This is a genomic window from Paenibacillus lacisediminis (genome assembly GCF_046567315.2).
The window spans coordinates 285,218-302,329 of the sequence record NZ_JBKIAX020000006.1; the positions used below are offsets into that span (position 1 = coordinate 285,218).

General features: G+C 54.0%; 14 protein-coding genes. 3 read left to right on the forward strand and 11 right to left on the reverse strand.

Features of this window, described 5'->3' with window-relative positions; translation table 11 throughout:
• Positions 1-90 precede the first annotated feature (90 nt).
• The 4 genes from ACLD72_RS14265 to ACLD72_RS14280 form a co-directional block, all read right to left on the reverse strand.
• Positions 91-963: a D-alanyl-D-alanine carboxypeptidase family protein gene (locus ACLD72_RS14265; protein WP_410995461.1), complete on the reverse strand. Its 873-nt coding sequence runs from the start codon at positions 961-963 to the stop codon at positions 91-93.
• A gap of 83 nt (positions 964-1,046) precedes the next feature.
• Positions 1,047-2,000 (reverse strand): alpha/beta fold hydrolase, encoded by a 954-nt coding sequence (locus ACLD72_RS14270; RefSeq protein ID WP_458475823.1) that lies wholly within the window; start codon positions 1,998-2,000, stop codon positions 1,047-1,049.
• 126 nt (positions 2,001-2,126) lie between these two features.
• Positions 2,127-2,906 (reverse strand): TetR family transcriptional regulator, encoded by a 780-nt coding sequence (locus ACLD72_RS14275; protein ID WP_410995458.1) that lies wholly within the window; start codon positions 2,904-2,906, stop codon positions 2,127-2,129.
• 554 nt (positions 2,907-3,460) lie between these two features.
• Positions 3,461-4,402: a zinc-binding dehydrogenase gene (locus ACLD72_RS14280; RefSeq protein ID WP_410995456.1), complete on the reverse strand. Its 942-nt coding sequence runs from the start codon at positions 4,400-4,402 to the stop codon at positions 3,461-3,463.
• A gap of 145 nt (positions 4,403-4,547) precedes the next feature.
• On the opposite strand from ACLD72_RS14280, the gene ACLD72_RS14285 reads away from it, so the two are divergent.
• Positions 4,548-5,426 (forward strand): hypothetical protein, encoded by an 879-nt coding sequence (locus tag ACLD72_RS14285; RefSeq protein ID WP_410995455.1) that lies wholly within the window; start codon positions 4,548-4,550, stop codon positions 5,424-5,426.
• Between the two features lie 59 nt (positions 5,427-5,485).
• On the opposite strand, the gene ACLD72_RS14290 is transcribed toward ACLD72_RS14285, so the two are convergent.
• The 3 genes from ACLD72_RS14290 to ACLD72_RS14300 form a co-directional block, all read right to left on the reverse strand.
• Positions 5,486-5,896 carry a YjdF family protein gene (locus ACLD72_RS14290; protein WP_410995454.1) on the reverse strand — a complete coding sequence of 137 codons (411 nt, stop codon included), beginning with the start codon at positions 5,894-5,896 and terminating at the stop codon, positions 5,486-5,488.
• A 175-nt stretch (positions 5,897-6,071) separates the two neighbouring features.
• Positions 6,072-7,091 (reverse strand): cytochrome d ubiquinol oxidase subunit II, encoded by a 1,020-nt coding sequence (locus ACLD72_RS14295; protein ID WP_410995453.1) that lies wholly within the window; start codon positions 7,089-7,091, stop codon positions 6,072-6,074.
• Positions 7,092-7,112: 21 nt separating this feature from the next.
• On the reverse strand, positions 7,113-8,438 hold the full coding sequence (locus ACLD72_RS14300; RefSeq protein WP_410995452.1) for a cytochrome ubiquinol oxidase subunit I: 1,326 nt from the start codon (positions 8,436-8,438) through the stop codon (positions 7,113-7,115).
• A 747-nt stretch (positions 8,439-9,185) separates the two neighbouring features.
• On the opposite strand from ACLD72_RS14300, the gene ACLD72_RS14305 reads away from it, so the two are divergent.
• Positions 9,186-10,277 (forward strand): GerAB/ArcD/ProY family transporter, encoded by a 1,092-nt coding sequence (locus ACLD72_RS14305; protein WP_410995451.1) that lies wholly within the window; start codon positions 9,186-9,188, stop codon positions 10,275-10,277.
• Between the two features lie 8 nt (positions 10,278-10,285).
• Here ACLD72_RS14305 and ACLD72_RS14310 read toward each other — a convergent pair whose 3' ends face one another.
• From ACLD72_RS14310 to ACLD72_RS14320, 3 genes are all read right to left on the reverse strand, one after another.
• Complete coding sequence (locus ACLD72_RS14310) at positions 10,286-11,512, reverse strand: Ger(x)C family spore germination protein (protein WP_410995450.1); 1,227 nt, start codon at positions 11,510-11,512, stop codon at positions 10,286-10,288.
• On the reverse strand, positions 11,509-13,002 hold the full coding sequence (locus ACLD72_RS14315; protein WP_410995449.1) for a spore germination protein: 1,494 nt from the start codon (positions 13,000-13,002) through the stop codon (positions 11,509-11,511). The genes ACLD72_RS14310 and ACLD72_RS14315 overlap by 4 nt, the downstream gene beginning before the upstream one ends.
• 72 nt (positions 13,003-13,074) lie before the next feature.
• A complete protein-coding gene (locus ACLD72_RS14320) occupies positions 13,075-13,611 on the reverse strand; it encodes a hypothetical protein (protein ID WP_410995448.1) in 537 nt (178 codons plus the stop codon).
• A 104-nt stretch (positions 13,612-13,715) separates the two neighbouring features.
• Between ACLD72_RS14320 and ACLD72_RS14325 the strand changes: the two genes are divergently transcribed.
• On the forward strand, positions 13,716-14,630 hold the full coding sequence (locus ACLD72_RS14325; protein WP_410995447.1) for a phosphatidate cytidylyltransferase: 915 nt from the start codon (positions 13,716-13,718) through the stop codon (positions 14,628-14,630).
• Between the two features lie 9 nt (positions 14,631-14,639).
• Here ACLD72_RS14325 and ACLD72_RS14330 read toward each other — a convergent pair whose 3' ends face one another.
• Entirely contained in the window at positions 14,640-17,024 is a 2,385-nt protein-coding gene (locus ACLD72_RS14330; protein WP_410995445.1) for a GH36-type glycosyl hydrolase domain-containing protein, read from the reverse strand.
• Positions 17,025-17,112 lie beyond the last annotated feature (88 nt).

A 17,112-nucleotide genomic window follows, 5' to 3' on the forward strand; every position in this document is an offset into this window, starting at 1 on the left:
TGAGATGCTTTATTCTGAAATAATCATAAACCCGTCGGTTCCATTTGTCAAGCTACTTACGAAAAGTTTGTAAAAAAATATTTTTAAACTCTATTCCTCATGCACGGTTACAATCACGCCGTCCCTATTGTTTCCGGAGATCTCATAACTCCCTTCTGCCGGAACTCTGACCGTACCGTCATCGGTGACAGGGAAATAAAATATCTGGTACGTCTGTCCGTTGACCTCGACCTTGACGGCCTGCTTTTCTTGCAGATAATCCAGATACTCTTCCAGAACCATATCGTTTTTCTGCATAATGGCGCTGTGGGGCAACCCTACATAACGAAAATGCCAGGGCTCGTATTGAATGCCGGTCACCGCGGTTTTGTTCTCGGGATAACGCAGCACAAACCCGTATTTCCATGCATTCTCTTTTAGCCACTTGCCTTCCGGCGCAACATTCATCTCCGCTTCCGACGAGCCTATATCGAGCGACAAGCCCAGGTTATGCTCACTATATCCCGCCGGCATCGCATATTCCGCCCCCATTTGATGATACAGCTCATCCTGCCGCTGCTCGTCCCGGTACCCGCTGGTGGCCAGGAAATGGTTCACCCCGTCCTCGCCTGCGGCGGCGACCATCTCGGCAAGTTTTCCCGCCAATCTCTCCGATAGCCGAACCGTGTTATCAACCACGCTAAAACCTTGGAGCAATTCCCGATGTTGAGCCAGACTGACCGCTTCGTCCTCCGGACCTTGATCCGGAACCGGATGGTCTTGATTAACCAGCAGCAAATCGCCCCGATAAACCTGCTCTTGGGCTACTTCTATTGTGAATCCCCGGTCCGCCAGGGTTGGGGAGTTTTCTTCCGCAAGCGTAATTTTATCCAACGGTATCATGGACAGATCGCTTGCTTTGAATTTGACGAAAGCGTAGCCCAGAACCAGCAGGATCAGCAAACAAAAAAACCATTTCTTCATCGTTCGTTATCCTCCTAACCTTTCATTACTTAAGGATAGAGAAAACTTGTTAAGAAGAAATGGGGGTAAAAATAAAATTTTTCTTAAGTTTCGTGCCTTGATGCGTGAGCCAGCTTCTCCACGGCGGCGATGACGGCTTGCGGATGATGCTGGGGAATCATGTGCGCGGCAAGAGGAAGCTCGATCAGCGCCGCATCCGGCATGTCCCGGTGCAGCCGATAGCTGTGCTCCTTGGTCGGAAAAGGGTCCCGCTGCCCGACGACGATGACGGCAGGCGCCAGAATCCGGCGATAGTTCGGAGCCATCTCGCTGGCCGCCGGGGCAAAAGCCAAAACGTCCTCCCGGTTCGCCCGGAACTGGGACGGCCTAAGCCACAGCGCCAGCGTTTCCCGTTCATATGCCGCAGGAACCGGCTCCGGAGCAAAGGTCGCTTTAATTATATGCCGGACCATGACTCTCCCCAAGGTCGCCAGCAGGAGATTCATCACGATCGGCCCCACGACCGGCAGCGTTACGATGCTGGAGATCGGATCGCCTTTTTCCGCCGGATACCCCTCCTTGTACATGCCGCCCCCCAGCGTGACGATCCCCGCCAAATCGCCGGGGTACAAGCAGGCATAGGAGAGCACCAGCAATCCGCTCCAGGAATGCCCCACCAGAATCGGCCGGTCCACCCCCAGTTTGGTCAAGGCCTCATGCAGCAGCTTGGCTTGATCGATCGGTGTAACCGGCCTGTGTTTCGGGCGGTCACTATGCCCGTAACCGGGGCGGTCAAAGGCCAGGGCCCGATATCCCTTGCTAGCCGCGAGTTCCATGACCTGGTCAAAATCATGGCCCCGCAAAACGCCCCCATGCAAAAACACGACCGGCCTGCCTTGACCCCGTTCCAGGTAATGCAGACGGATTCCGTGCGCTTCCACAAACTTTCCGGATGGCGGGAAATTCATTTCGGCCTGCCGGAACTTTTTCTGATTGTATCCGTAAAGCGCCGCCAGCATGATCACAACAAGTCCCAGCAAAACAATAAAAATAACCACTTCTTCCTCTCCTCCTTTTGGATTTCCACAGCGCCAACGCAACAACGTACTAACCGGTATGTTAATGTTATAATTAACGGCTTGCATCGAAAGGAATTTCCGATGAAGCCGGCAAAATCTTTCGCCTTATTGCGGCGATAGTCCGTCCCACAGCAGCCTTGCGGCATCCTGGGCAAATTGGTCCAGCATAAGGCCTTTGGGGGCCAAGATCCATGAGAGCACGATCCCGTTCAGGACGGTCTGCGTATACACTGTCAGCGAGCCCGGATCGATATCGCCGCGGAGCCATCCCTGCGTTTGGCAATCGCGCAGCAAATCCGCGACTTTGGCGTAAAATCCCTCGAACAGCTCCCGGATTTGCTCCTGAACCTCCGGGTTGCGGCTGGAAGTCAAAAACTCAAAAAACAGCATCGGCCGATCCGAGGTTACCATACAGGCTGCGAGTTGTTCCTTTAACCAGTCCGTCAAAGCTTGGATTTTATCCTCCGAGCGGGCGATTGCTTCGATCTGGGCGGGAAGCAATTGCTCCTGCTGCCGTAGATTCCTTTCGCAAATAGCCAGATACAGATCGCTTTTGTTCGCAAAATGCCAATATATCGCGCTTTTCGTGTATCCGGCTTTGGCCGCCACCTGGTCCATTGTAGCTTTAGCATAACCGTGCCGCGCGAACACCTCCATGGCCGCATCCAGCACGCGCATTCGGGTATCCGCATGTGCGCTGCTTTCCAGCTCCGGCCCGCGGCCGGCCAGCAAAGCCCGCATCTCATCCTTACTGCCCAAATGTCTGCGCACCGTTGTCCAATGTACGCCAGCGGCGCGGGCCACATCCTCATAGCTGATTTTATTCGCCGGCAGCCGTGTGGCCATGTCCATTAAGGCCTGAATGATTTTGTCGTGATGGTTCAAACTGCCTCTCTCCTTAAAAGTTCAGCATGTTACATTCACATACCAATAAGTACATAAATATCATATTCTATTGTTTACGGATATGTCAAACCCCCGTTTCCTCCAGGTCGCAACTAATGCAGCCCTGGACAAAACGGGGGTTATGGAAGCCGTCAAGAGATGCCGCGCTCCCTTCGAAAAGGTGCCAATATATTCGTCTATCGCTTGGAACTGGCTTTTTGCCGTTGACATCAGGAAGGCGCAGATCTTTGAGCGAGGCCGTCATTCTAACGGTTGTGAGCGCTGCTATTTCGATAAAATGAAGGGGAAAGCAAATCTAACGGTTGTGGCAGAGCTTATTTGGCCTTTTTCTACGGATTCGAGCCTTTTTCCCAAAAATAAGCTCGGTTACAACCGTTAGAAATTAAATTCCGGTCTTTTCGGCTAAATAAGCGCGATTACAACCGTTAGCGTTAATCTGGTATGCGGGATCCGGAATGCAGAATGCGGGGCCGGGTCACTTGTCTTAGATTGCTATATTGCAGTGCAGAGCAGCGGTAATGCCAATTTATCCGTCAATCTATCCGCAGCACGGCTTTTCCGGAAAATTTGCGGTCCATGAGGCTGCGAGTAACAGCTCCAATTTCGGTCCACGGCGCCTCCACTTCAATCCGGGGCGTTAACCGGCCGTTTGCGACGAGCCGGGCCAGCAAATGCAGATCGTCCGCGGCCGAATGGCGGGTGAGCTCCTCGCCGAGGAAGAAGCTGTACAGGGTTCTCCCTCCGCTGGTCACCAAATTCATCATATCGATCGTTGCCGTTGGCGAAGAGGAGAATCCCACCGCAACGCAAATGCCCTGCGGCGCAAGCTGCGGCAGCAAAGCGGCCAGTGTATCACCGCCGACCGAATCGATGATCAGGTCATAGGGCCCGAAGCTGCGAGCCGTTTCCATGGCGGAAGCGCCCACAGCCACTTCGTCGGCTCCGGCCTCCCGGACCAGCTTCGCCTTCTCCTCCGTGCTGGCCGTGCCTACGGCGAACGCCCCAGACTCGGCCGCCAGTTGATGGGCAAACAGACCGACGCCGCCGGTAGAACCCGTAATCAGGATTCGCTTGCCGAGCAGCAAACCTCCTTTTCGCAGCGCATTCAGCGCCGTCAGGCCGGCTACGGGAAGAGTCGCGGCTTCCGCAAAAGTGACCTGATCGGGAATTTCCGCCAGCATCGACACGGGGGCGGCAATTTGCTCGCTCCAGGCGCCCAGCGGGAGCAAACCGACAACCCGGGCTCCTTTTTGCGGGCCTGTGCCGATTTCCGCCGGCTCGATGACCATCCCGGCGAAATCCCAGCCGGGCCGGGATGACGCTCCTTGATCTATGGCGTCTTTCACCTCGCCGCGATTGAGCGAGACGGCTTGCACCTGCACGATCGCCTCCCAAGGCTGGGCCTGCGGGGCGTCCACTTCTTGGATCGCGAAATATTCCGCGGCCTGCGGATCGGTTACAATGGCACGAATCATATTGATCTCCTCCATAAACTTGGAATAGTGCGGTCGTGCGGTCAACCTGAATTGACCTCCGATTTCATAAAGGAGTATACTTTAATCACTTTTTCGGACCAAGTGCAGAACTACTCTTGAAATCGAGGGGAGGAGAAACGGGGCTATGCATACGGAAAGCACGAGGCTAAAAAACGTCCTGGGAGAAATCGAAACGCTGCGGATGAAGCAGCAGCGGGAGCTGGCCGACCGCGCTCATGCGCCCTGGAAAAGGTTTACGCAGCAGGAGCTGAACGACGAGGCTTGTCCCACCTATAAAAATCTGTTGATCGGGCGTTCGCACAGAATCCCGGATCGTCAGACGATTATAGACATCGCGGAATATCTCGAATGTACTTCCGGCGAGCGCAACGATCTGCTGCTGACCGCCGGTTACCTGCCGATTCAAACCGAATTGGCAGGACGGGCGCTGGAACTGGCCCTTGAATGGGCGCAGCAAACGATGAAGGCGCTCCCTTATCCGGCCATGATCGTCACCCATACCCAGGACATTAAGGGATATAATGAGCCGTTTCGCCAATTGTTCGCTATTCCGTCCGGCGACACCCCTTTGAACAGGATCGATCTGCACTTCAATGCCGATTTGTCCGTACGTCCCCGCTCCACCTTCGACCAAACGTCGTTCGAGCAGTGGGAGTCCCATGCCATACAAGGGATTCAGGCGTTCAAAAGAAATCATGCGCTGTCCCGCTATGACGCTTGGTATCAACAAGTGATCCACCTGGCTCAAAAATACAACGTGATCGAAAAATATGACCATAAGCCGGATGCCGAGGAAGAGCCGGAGCGCACGCAAACCATCCTGGCCGGAGCGGCAAGCTCGGGCGAGCTGATTCCGATCCGCTACAGGCAAATGTCCATTTCCGCCGGCAGCCGCCTGTACCCGCAAATTCAAGTTTTTTTGCCGGTCGACGCTTACGCGCGCAAAGTATTCGCCGACTTGGGCTGCCCCGCCGATTGCCAATTCGGCTGGCCCCCCCGGTAGGGTAGTCTCCCGAAACATGGCGAAAGCCCCTTTCCATAACCGGAATGGGGCTTTGTCCGTTAATGACCGCGATGCTTCGCCTTGGCCTTGCGGATTTTGATTTCCCGCTTGCGTTCCCTCTCGGCCTCCCGCTGCTGCTTGGTGGTCGACCGCTTGGCCAGCTTGCGCTGCTCATACTCCAGCCGCATCGCTTCGTACGCCAAGGTGGAAGCTCCGCGGCTTCGTAATTCCACGGCGGCCTGTCTGGCCAACCGCTTCGGATTTACCCTTCCGGTTTCCGGCAGCTGAACGGCAACGCCCTGCGAAATGCTTTCAAGCAGCCGGTTCAAATCACTTCGGATAAACGCAAGAACCTCCTCGTCCTTCGGCTCCGCTCCGAAAATATGCCTTCCTGCCCGCAGCTTCCCTTGGCTGTGCTCTTCAAACACGCCGACCCAATACTGCCCATCATGGTAAATCGTAAGTTTCAATGCAAACATCCCCCTCTTGTTCAATCGGAAGCGATGGACATCCCGAGGGGGGAAGGTTACTGACACGCTGCTTATTTCAAGATTTTCAAGCCGCGTGCGCCTGGACTACCAACCAGACCATGTTTTTTCGTTCCAGTCCTATTATATTTTCAAGAGCGGGGATTGGCAATGCGGGCTATTCGGCCCGGAGATACCGTTTGTCCCTCAAGAACAGCCACCAGAACAACACGAACACCGGCAGCAGAATCACCGACCCTACGCCGTATCCCCACATGAGGGACACAAACATCGAATGATTCGTGATCCCTCCTTCTACCGTTAGATAAGGATAGACGATATAGGGCATATGCGCTTTCCCGTAAGCATAACTCGCCAGGGCAAACTGCACGACCACGAAAATAAACGCGAGCCGGGGCCACCCGAGCCGGCCTTTCCGTTTGATCCACAAGGAGCCGTAGCCAAGGACAAAAGCCGCGGTGGACAACATAAACCAGAGCCCCTGCTCCTTCATCCGGGCCACCATCCACATCGCTTCCCTTTCCATCGTAAAGGTGGTGACGACGGCGAGCAGCATCGCCAAAGGCCCGAAGACAACCGCCAGCGTCCGGTAATGCCGGTAGGAGGTTTCATCGCCGGCCTGCCGGGAGAAGTCGGAGAGGAACAATGAGGACAGGAACAGTTCGGTGGCGATCCCAAACCCCAAATAAGCGTAAAGCGAAGGGCTGGCCAGCAAGGCCCCGTAGTTCAACTGAGGATAGCCGCTCTCTCCTTGGATAAATCCGCCAAGCGTAATAGGCAACACGCTGACAAGCAAACCCGGAATCAGCAGGCCGGTGACTCCCGACACGAAACGCAAACTGCGGACGTTCCGCTGCGCGGAATAGGCATACACCATAAAGGCGCTGCGGAACAGCATGAGCACCAGCACGAAGCTGACGGGCAGCAGCAGCAGCGTTCCCAGCAGATAAGCGGCGCGCGGAAAAAAGCCGACCAAAGCGACGACCAGCAGCACCAGGAAGACGTTGGTCACTTCCCAGGACGGCGACAGGAAGCGGTTGGCAAGGCTGGCGGCCTGCGGATTTTTTTTGCTGAAAACAAGTGACCAGAACCCGGCGCCAAAATCGATGGAGCCCATGATCGAGTAAATGAACAGGAATCCCCAAAGAATAGAGATCGCTATCGTGGAATCGCTCATATCCTTTTCGCCCCCTTCTTCTTACCTTGCTTCCAGCATTTCCGGAGTCACCGGATGGCGCTTGAAATAATACCGCAGCACTATAGACGTAACGACCAGCATAAACACGTACAGCCCGATAAAAGTGACGAACAGAGTGCCGAGATTCTCCGATTGGGTGGCCGCGGACGCCGTCGTCTGAATATGGTAAATCGTCCAGGGCTGGCGTCCCGTACAGCTGAAGACCCATCCGGTCTCGATGCCGATCAGGGCGAGCGGTCCGGTCAGCACCAGCCCCCTGAGCAGCCAGCGCGGGTACTCCTTCTTTTTGACCAGCCGGTAAAGGATCGTGCCGGCCGAGACCACAATAAGCAGGGAACCGATCCCCACCATCAAGTTAAACAGCGTATGCACGAACAGAGGCGGCCACTCGTCCTCGGGAAAATCGTTTAGCCCCCTGACCACGGTGTCAAAGCGGTTGCCGGCCAAAAAACTGAGCGCCCACGGAACTTCGATTGCCCCCCGGATCGTCCGGGTTTCCTTGTCGGTGAAGCCGCCGATCGCCAGCGGCGCGTAAGCTTGCGTTTCAAACAGGCCTTCCGCGGCAGCCAGCTTCTCGGGCTGGTGGCGGTGCAGCATCTGCGCGGTTTCATGCCCGTTGAGCGCGGTCGATAGCGCCATCAGGCCGCCGATGGCCAGCGAGAGGATCAGGCCCTTGCGGTGATACTGCCGCTCCCGCTCCGGCCGTTTGCGGGCGAGCAGTTTGACGGCGGCCACGGACACGATGGCAAAAGCGCCCAGCAAATAAGCGGAGAACAGCACATGCGTCGCCGTCGTAGGCCAGCTAGGATTAAATACCGCCGCCCAGGGGTCGGCATCGACCACTTGCCCGTTCTCCAGCCGGAAGCCCTGCGGGGTGTTCATCCAGGCATGGGCGTCGGTGATCAGCGCAGCCGAAGCGCTGGCCCCCAGCGCCACGAGAGTCACGCTGGCGATGCGGAGAACCGGGGGCAGCCGGTCAGCCGCATACACGTAAATCGACATGAACAAGGCCTCCAGCATAAACGCCCAAATTTCGACTTGGAAAGGCAACGCGATCACCTGGCCGACGATTTCCATGAAACCGGGCCACAGCAGCGACAGCATGACGCCAACCATCGTTCCTGATGGAATGCCCACCCCCAGGAGAATGGCCTGGCACTTCGTCCAGCGTTTCGCCATTAAGGCGTAGTCCCGGTCTTTTTTGACCTGATAAGCGATTTCCGCAACTACGATCATAAAGGGCAGCCCCACCCCCAAGGTGGCAAAAATAATATGAAAAGCCATCGACGATCCAAACAGGGACCGGGCCAACATCACGTTATCCATAAATAACTCCTCCATCACTTGGACTAACGTGAGTATTATGAATAGAAATTTCCAATATTATTCTGTATGGGATTTTATTTCACATGATGTTTACGTACGTTGGCGGTACCAAATGGGCCGCGAAATGCAAAAGTGCAGGCCATTTTCGTCATTTTGAGCAAAATCGCTTCTAACCTCCATTTTCAAATGCACATTCGCATTTGCATCTCATCGCTCACATAGCTCGAATTCAGCCCGTTTCAACTGCACTTTTGCATTTGGCTTAGGGTCAAGCCGTCCATTCCTCACATAAGAAAACCGTCTATTGGCGTCCTTTAGTGGCTCTGACTTCTACTTTGGAGCGATTGGAGGCACTACCTAAACTTTGGACGCTGCTCTAACGGACACCAGCAACCTTATCCGCTTATTTCCCGGGTATTTCCCTGGCTAACGGACACCAACGACTCTATTTCGCTCTAAACCAGTTCATCCAGCCCGATTTAAGGTAAATAAGGTCTTATGTGTCCGTTACTTTGTGCAAACCTCTGTTTTTCCGAAAATAACGGCTCTGGTGTCCCTTAGCCCCCTGATTCCTCTTCTCCTCCACTCTCTACCTGCAAAAACATCTCCTTCTACCATGCCCGAAATTTTTGCCAGCAAAAATCACCTGCAAGCCTTCGCTCAACGTTTGTCACAAAAAACCCATGGATACAATAACTACCATGCTTCAATATTTGTTTTGGATGCTTAGGGAGGGGAGGAGGAAATATGACATACAGAATTTCCACGTACCAATTATTCACAATTACCTTTATTTTCCAATTAGGTACAACCATCATTTTTGGGTTTGGCGGCTTGGCCGGCCGAGATGCGTGGATTAGCGATCTGACGTCACTGGGACTGGGGCTCTGCGTGATTTGGGTATATACCGCCTTAATGCGCATGAACCCGGGATTATCTCTGGTTGAATGGTTTCCGGCCCAATTGGGGCGCTGGATCGGGACGCCCATCGCATTTTTGTACCCGCTCATGTTCTTGTATCTTACGGGACGAATTATTGCGGACATCAGGGACATGGTTTCGACCACCATCTTGCCCGGAACGCCGCCCCTGATATTTGCGGGGTTATTTGCCATTATTATCGCTTACTGCGTCTATGGCGGCATTGAGATCATTGCGCGGCTGGGGGAATTGATCTTCCCCATCGTCGTCGTCATGTTCATTACGGAGACAGTTCTGCTCTTCGGCTCGGGCGTCCTGCATTTCGATTATATCCAGCCGGTTTTGGAGAAGGGATGGGAACCCGTCTGGAAGGTGGTTTATCCTAACGGGATCACCCAACCTTTTGGGGAAACCATTGCGCTCGCCATGTTCTGGCCGGATGTGAAAAACCGTGAAAAGATTACGAAAATCACCTTCCTCGCCACCTTACTTGCCGGACTTATGATCACCTGTTTTGATTTTTTGGCCATTTTGGTTTATAGCGATCTGTTCTCGCGTTTTCTCTATCCGCTATACACCTTATTGAGCATGATCAGCATCGGAAAATTCATCGAAAACCTGCAGATGTTCGGAGTCATGTATTTTTTCATGACGGCATTAATAAAAAACGTGATCAATATGCTAGTGGCGCTGAGAGGCATCCAGCAGCTGACAAAGATGAAGGATTACCGCGTGCTTGTCATCCCGGCAGCCGCGATCGCCTTGTTCCTGGGCCTAACCATGTCAAGAAATATCGCCGAGCATATTTATTTCCAGCATTATAAAATACTGGTTCCTTATTTCTGGGTGCCTATGTTTTTGGTCTTGCCGGCGATGCTTCTTATCGTGACGTGGATCCGGCAAAAGTTGCGAAAATAATGATCTATTCATTTTTGAATGTTGTTTTCTTGCAAATGCAACGACGGTCCCGTTACGCCTATCCGCCGGATCGTCAGATTCGCTTGGACAGAAACCTCGGCTTCCCGAAACTCCTTGTTCCAGTCGTCTTTTAAAGATCGCCAACGGGATAAATGTTTTCTGTGTATGGTTTCGCCAAATCCAAAGACATCCACCCCATATGCTTTTTGGACCTTGGTTATGGTTTGAAGGGTGCTCTCCTCAACGTGTTTTTCTAACGCGTCTTGTACGCGGGCTAGATTATGGAGTTGCGTGAGATCCAGATTCGTATTGTTTTCGCGAATTATGCCTTGTCCGGTTAAGTTGACCTGGAATTTTAGCTCGTCTCCTTGAAACATGGGCTGAATCCTGCTGCCTATCTTGCTCATATCCAAACTGACATAGCCGTTTTTCTGCGGTACGGTTGCCGTTACCACCAGTTTTCGTAAATCTCCGTTAATCCACCGCAGTATTCTACCCTCATGCACATTCAAGAATCCGAGCAATTTCAGATCTTTGTCAAAAATTCCGGTTCCCGCGATACGAAACCCTTTCGTATTGGAATGATCTTGCTGCTCCTCACCTTCTTGATCGGCCGGATCGAAACCAACGGCAACAACCGGTAAAGCCGGGCAGCTTCCTTCACTGGCCGCGGAGATCATCAGGTTGATAAATCCCATTTCCTGCGGCGTTCCGATCTGGTCATATTCTTTTAAAGCTCCGAGGCCGGGGATTTTCTCCAAAGGGTAGGATACTTTCAGAAAATCCCTGGCGGTGCCCCCTTTGACGATAAATACATCGGTTCGCAGCTTGAGGTTCGGATCCCGGGTATACGTATCCAATACATCTTTGATGCCTTTTCTGGCCAGCGGTTCTCCGATCACGATGATCCGCCGGTGTCCGCGGAATACCAGCCGGGAAAGCTTCGTTTGCATTTGCTGCACCGCATCCAGCGTATCTCTTCCACCACCGGTTACGACAAAATAGGGCTTTTCCTGCCCCCCTCCGCTTCCGCCACCTTGTCCTTGCACACTGCTGATCTGGGACGGGATGATTACCTGTGCGCTAATCAGAACCCCCTTGTCCTTTGCTTCGTCGATTCCCCATGCGAGCTCAAGGGCAAGGTCATTAACCTCCGAACTGTCCCAACACCCTGTCATCAATAACAACGACAGAAGGGCAATCAACCTTAAACAACCCGTTTGTCTCCTGTTCATCTGTTCTCTCTCCCTCGTCTCGGGCTTGGCCGCCGGCCTTCCGGCACACGCTTTTTGTTCGGCCCGGAGTTGAGCAGGGGACGGCGGGGCATGCTCCATCTGGGTGTGCGTATGAAGACATCCTTCAGGTTTCCGGAAATTTGCGGGGCCATTGGACTCATATAGGGAACACCAAACGAACGAAGGCCGAGGAGGTGGATGGCTATGATAAAAATGCCCGCTATGACGCCGTACAACCCCAGGACTCCCGCCAAAATCAAAATGGGGAAACGGAGCATCCGGTACGCCGTCCCGAGATTGTATCGCGGGATAACAAACGAAGAAATCCCCGTCGTGGCCACGATAATTACGACCGTGGCCGACACGATGCCGGCCTGTACGGCGGCTTGTCCAATCACAAGCGCTCCTACGATGCTAACGGCCGAACCGATTGGCTTCGGCAAACGAATGCCCGCTTCGCGAAGGCCCTCAAACATAAGCTCCATCAACAAGGTCTCGATCACCGTGGGAAACGGGACGCCTTCCCTTGCGGCAGCGATGCTGATGAGCAAATTCGTAGGAATAAGCTGCTGATGAAATGTGGAAAGCGAAACGAACAGAGACGGAAGCAACAGAGAAATATTTAATAAGAAGTAGCGAATGAGGCGAATGAAGGTCGTATAAACGGATCGCTCGTAATAATCCTCCACCGCTTGCAAACCGGACCAGAATGTCATCGGCACGATCAGCACAAACGGAGTATTGTCGACGAGAATGGCAACTTTGCCTTCAAGCAGGCTGGCACTTACGATATCGGGGCGCTCCGTATTTTGAATTTGCGGAAACGGGGACCAGGGGGCGTCTTCAATAAATTCTTCGATGTACCCCGATTCCAGTACCCCGTCAATTTCGATGCGCTGGATTCTGCGGCGGACTTCTTTCAGAACCGAATCCGAAACAACGCCTTCTATATAAGCTATGACGATATCGGTCCGGGTAAATTCCCCAATGTTGAGCGATTCCATTTTGAGTTTTTCACTGCGGATGCGTTTGCGTATAAGACTGGTGTTGATTCGCAATGTTTCCGTAAATCCATCCCGCGGTCCGCGAACGGACAGTTCGGCGCTGGGTTCTTCGATAGCCCGCTTTTCGGCTCCTTCCAGATCAGCGAGCCAAGCCTTGGTCTCTCCATCCGTTAGAACGGCTATATTTGCCTTCAGAATGCCATCTACGATCTCGCTAATCTGATGAACTACTCTTATCCGGGATATAGCGACTAGCTGTTCTTCTATTATGGCCCCCAGCGATTCGGCATTCTCTATTCCTCCCGGTACGCCTTCGGGCATCATTAATTTTAACACGACCTGCTCCAGCGCATTGGCGTTTACCAGCCCATCGACATAAATCAGAAGCAACCGGTTTTGTCCATGGATCATAACTGGACGGAACACAATATCGGAACAGTTGGCAAAAATTTGTTTGAACTTCTCAAGAAGCTTAAGAATATCCATCTTTCCGCTCCCTAACTCGTGATGATTTTATTATTCCGGTTCGAAAGCGGATCATTCAAAAATGGGGAAGGATTAAGGCTCGTATTCGCTCAATTTTCCTTCGTAAATCAGCTTCAGCCGGCCGCATTGCCGGAAATCGTCCGGCGTCACGAGCGCGGGCAGCTTGTTCCACAGCTTGATGCCCGAACGTTCAAGGATCTCCGCGACGAACTGTGAGCAGAAATAAGAGTTGCTGAACTCCACCGGCTCTTTGAGGGCGATGCCGATCACCCCCAGCAGGTTGTACAGGTATTTTTTCCGCTTGCGGATAAACAACTGCAGCACCCGCTCCATTTTTTCCACCTCGCGCCCGGTCACCCGAAGCTCGTAAAGAACGCACGTCGTATTCGGATATTTGCTGAACGTACCCGTCTTGATGTCCTCCTTCACGAACCCGCCGTTCAGCGGGTTGTTCGGGTTCTTCCTGCCGAAGCTGTACAGCTCCGAAAGCTCGCGGTCGAAAGAAATCGAAGCATGGTTATAAGGTGCTCCCGTGTACCCTTTAATCACCCTCGTAAAAAGCGTTCCCGTATTCGTAAGCAGGATATAAACCGATCTTTCCCCGTCCATGTCCGAAAATTCCCCTTATCAAGTGTGAACTATTCCTTCATAATAACATAGTATCCCTTTCATGGATTCAAGGATTCTACCACGCTACAAGTTGGTGATAAAAAATGACCAGTTTGCAATTCACGTTGATGATTCTCTTTTTTGCCTTACTTGGGATCCACGCGGCATACCTCTTTACCGGACGCGCCCGCCCGGAGCGGGACTACGCCGCTTTGGGGCTGCGCCTTCGAACCTGGTGGGGCATGTGGCTGATTTTATGCCTCGCCACCTTGTTTAACCGGGCGGCTTCTCTGCTGGCCCTGATGGTCTTATGCTTCTTTGCGCTCAAAGAATATTTCTCCATGATCCGCTCAAACAAAGCCGAACGCCGGCTGTATCTGTGGGCCTACCTCGCGATTCCCGTACAGTTCTATTGGATCTACATCGGCTGGTACGGCATGTTTATCGTCTTTATTCCGGTCTACGTCTTTCTGTTTCTGCCGCTTCCGCGCTTGATCAACAAGGGCACGGTCGGGTTTCTGCGCAGCGTCAGCCGGGTGCAGTGGGGGCTTATGCTGATGGTGTTCGGTCTAAGCCATCTCGCTTATTTCCAGGCGGCCTCGCCGGAATATGGAGCCGGCCTGGTGCTGTTTCTCGTCTTGCTGACACAGCTGAACGACATCATGCAACATGCGGCCTCGTTTTATTTCGGCCGGCACAAGATCGTCCCCACCGCCAATCCGTATTTGACGTGGGAGGGCTTTGCATGCGGACTGCTCGTCACGACTGGAGTCGCGTGCTTGATCTCCCCTTACCTGACGCCGCTCGGCGCGGGTTTCGGGCTTTTTTCCGGCATGCTGATCGGTGTCAGCGGCTTCTTCGGGAGCCTGACGATATCCGTCTTGAAGCGGGATTTGCTGATCGGCGACGACGACAAGGCCCAAGCGCTTAAGAAAAGCTACTTGAGCCTCGTCGACACCTTGACCTACACCTCGCCGGTGTTTCTGCACGTCATCCGGTATTTTTTCGATTTCATGTAAGCCCGCCGGTCAGTTTACGGCCGGAAGCTTAACCAGCACGCGATATTCGGCGCCCGGCCGCACATCCCGCAGGATGCCGTCTGCCATAGGCGCGCCATCGGCATAAACCTCGGCTTCACGGACGCCGGCTTCGCGCGTCATCTCGATGCGGATCTTGGCCCCGCGGAAATTCCGGGTTACCTTGGCTTCGTTCCAATGGGACGGAAGCTGCGGCCGGATGCGAAGGCCTTCGGGACATCCCTGCAGCCCGAACAGCCCGTCGATCAGGCAGCGGTAAACCCAAGGCGCCGTTCCGGTGTTGAACAGATGGCTGGAGCGTCCCGCCGTGCGCGGAAATTGCCGGTAGGCCCCACGATAATAGTTCGGAACGAACACCGGGAGCTGGCCCCGCCGCACGATATCGTCCAGATCCGGCCCAGGGATCATTTTGCGCAGCAGCCGATAGGCATCGTCCTTCTCCCCTACGGAATACAGCCCGTAGATATAGAAGGCGGCCGCATGGTTGTACACCGCGCCGTTTTCTGCCGATCCCGGGTGCTTCTGGGTGACCCGGCCAACATCCTCGCGCATCGCGGTGTAAGAGGGTGCCAGTTTTTCCACGCCATAAGGCGTTTCCAACTGCTCCCGGACGGCCTGCATCAGCTTCTCCCGCTTCTCCCCGTCGGCCGCCCCGCTTAACAGCGACCAGCCCTGCGGGTTGATGAAGATACGCCCTTCCCGGTCCGCGCTCACGCCGAACACGACGCCCGCGTCCGTAATGCCGCGCGCGTACCACTCGCCGTCCCATAAATATTCGTTGACGACCTCATTTGTCGCTTGAGCCGCCAGGCGGTATTCTTCCGCCGCGCCGGCTTGTCCGCTGCGCTCGCAAATGCCCGCCCAAACGTTAAACGCGTAAGCGGTGGCGATGGTCAGCCAGCCGGACACGCCTTTCCCTTGATAGCCGACCATGTTCATCGGATCGCACCAGTCGCCCTGGTTGATGTAATTTAACCCGCGTTCATCGCGATCCCGGATCAGCCACTGCATCGCCCGGTGCACATGTTCGAAAACGGAACTGGCTTCTTTCCCGCCTGCATATGGAACCTGTTCTTCCAATAGAGAGTAATCGTTCGTTTCATCCAAGTACGTGCTGAGGCAAATCGGCAGCCAAACACAGTGATCCGTATGCGGCACCTGGTTGATATACTTCAGCTCGGCCTCGGGGTGCAGGATGATGCCGTCCGGCATGGCGCCGCTGGGCTCCTGCTGGCTTAAGGCCGTCAGGAAAGCTTCTCTGGCCGTTTGCGGCTTGATGTAACTCATCCCCATATTGTCCTGCAAGTAATTGCGCGTTTGAGGATCCGTCGTCAGGCGGTTGGTTTGTCCATGATAGTACATCTGCCGCGGAAGCCAGTGATTCACGAAGTTGTCCAGATGCGGGTCCGGGGTGGCGATCTCCATGCAGCCTTCACCCTCCCGAATATAGCTGTCATACTCCCGCTCCGCCAAGACGAACCCGTCATCGCCGCCGGCGTTTGTGCCGCCAAAATACCCGGTTTTAATTCCGGCGATCTGCTCTTCGTCCCGGGCCGGGCCGAATATAAACCGGTAGGCCTCCTCCTGTCCCGGCTCCAAAGCGATCCGGTACTGCAGCACGGCCACCGGCGTTTCATACCGCGCATCTCCCCGAGCCAGTTCCTCCCGGTCCAGCGCGGACGGACGCATGATACCGCCTTCACCTTCGAATGCTTCCTGGTTCACTTCCCAGGAAGCGGCCGGACGGTCGGGAATCAGAAAGGTTTTATCGCGAAAATGTTTGATTTTGTCGTAATCCTGATATTTCTGATAAGGGGTCACGGAGGAGCAGACGATCGACTGCAGTGCCTCGTTATACTCCCCCGACTGGTTCATCCACGACATATAGCCAACCGTAAAATAGGGATAAATGCTTAGCTTGCGCTTGGCTGGCGAGAGGTTTTTCACCCGGATGCGCCACAGCTCCAGCGGTTCTTCCTTCGGAAGGGTCAGGCTCATTTCAAGAGCGATGCCCCCAAATTCCACGTTCCAAACGATGCGGGTTTTGCCCACCGCAAAGGTGTATTGATCGGCCGGCACACGAACCGGCTCATAAGGCGCGGAGAAAATTTCCCCAGTCTCCTCGTCCTTCACGTATACGAAACGGCCGGGGTGATGCGCGTAGTAAGGCTGCTCCGGCTGCATGAACGTCTTTGCTTCCAGGTTGGGCGCATGCGAATATTTCGCGGGCTCCGGCTGCATAAACTGGGACACTGTGTATCCGCGGCAATTCACGTGAATCATCATGCTTTCGTTCCATAAAAATCCCGAGGCCTTCGGCAGCAGCGTGGGACTGGCCAATTCGTAAAATTCCTGGTCCTCCGACGGTTTTAACATCTTAGCATCTCTCCCCATTTCCATCAGCTGTGATTTTCCAAGTATAGGTTTCAGGTTTTATTATACATTAACACAGGCCGACGAAAAT

Bases quoted from the DNA above. Each gene is read 5' to 3' on its own strand.
- ACLD72_RS14295 (WP_410995453.1), bottom strand. From the start codon at position 7,091: ATGAGCGATTCCACGATAGCGATCTCTATTCTTTGGGGATTCCTGTTC.
- ACLD72_RS14310 (WP_410995450.1), bottom strand. From the start codon at position 11,512: ATGAACAGGAGACAAACGGGTTGTTTAAGGTTGATTGCCCTTCTGTCG.
- ACLD72_RS14285 (WP_410995455.1), top strand. From the start codon at position 4,548: ATGCATACGGAAAGCACGAGGCTAAAAAACGTCCTGGGAGAAATCGAA.
- ACLD72_RS14280 (WP_410995456.1), bottom strand. From the start codon at position 4,402: ATGATTCGTGCCATTGTAACCGATCCGCAGGCCGCGGAATATTTCGCG.
- ACLD72_RS14300 (WP_410995452.1), bottom strand. From the start codon at position 8,438: ATGGATAACGTGATGTTGGCCCGGTCCCTGTTTGGATCGTCGATGGCT.
- ACLD72_RS14320 (WP_410995448.1), bottom strand. From the start codon at position 13,611: ATGGACGGGGAAAGATCGGTTTATATCCTGCTTACGAATACGGGAACG.
- ACLD72_RS14325 (WP_410995447.1), top strand. From the start codon at position 13,716: ATGACCAGTTTGCAATTCACGTTGATGATTCTCTTTTTTGCCTTACTT.
- ACLD72_RS14265 (WP_410995461.1), bottom strand. From the start codon at position 963: ATGAAGAAATGGTTTTTTTGTTTGCTGATCCTGCTGGTTCTGGGCTAC.
- ACLD72_RS14330 (WP_410995445.1), bottom strand. From the start codon at position 17,024: ATGTTAAAACCGTCGGAGGACCAGGAATTTTACGAATTGGCCAGTCCC.
- ACLD72_RS14305 (WP_410995451.1), top strand. From the start codon at position 9,186: ATGACATACAGAATTTCCACGTACCAATTATTCACAATTACCTTTATT.
- ACLD72_RS14315 (WP_410995449.1), bottom strand. From the start codon at position 13,002: ATGGATATTCTTAAGCTTCTTGAGAAGTTCAAACAAATTTTTGCCAAC.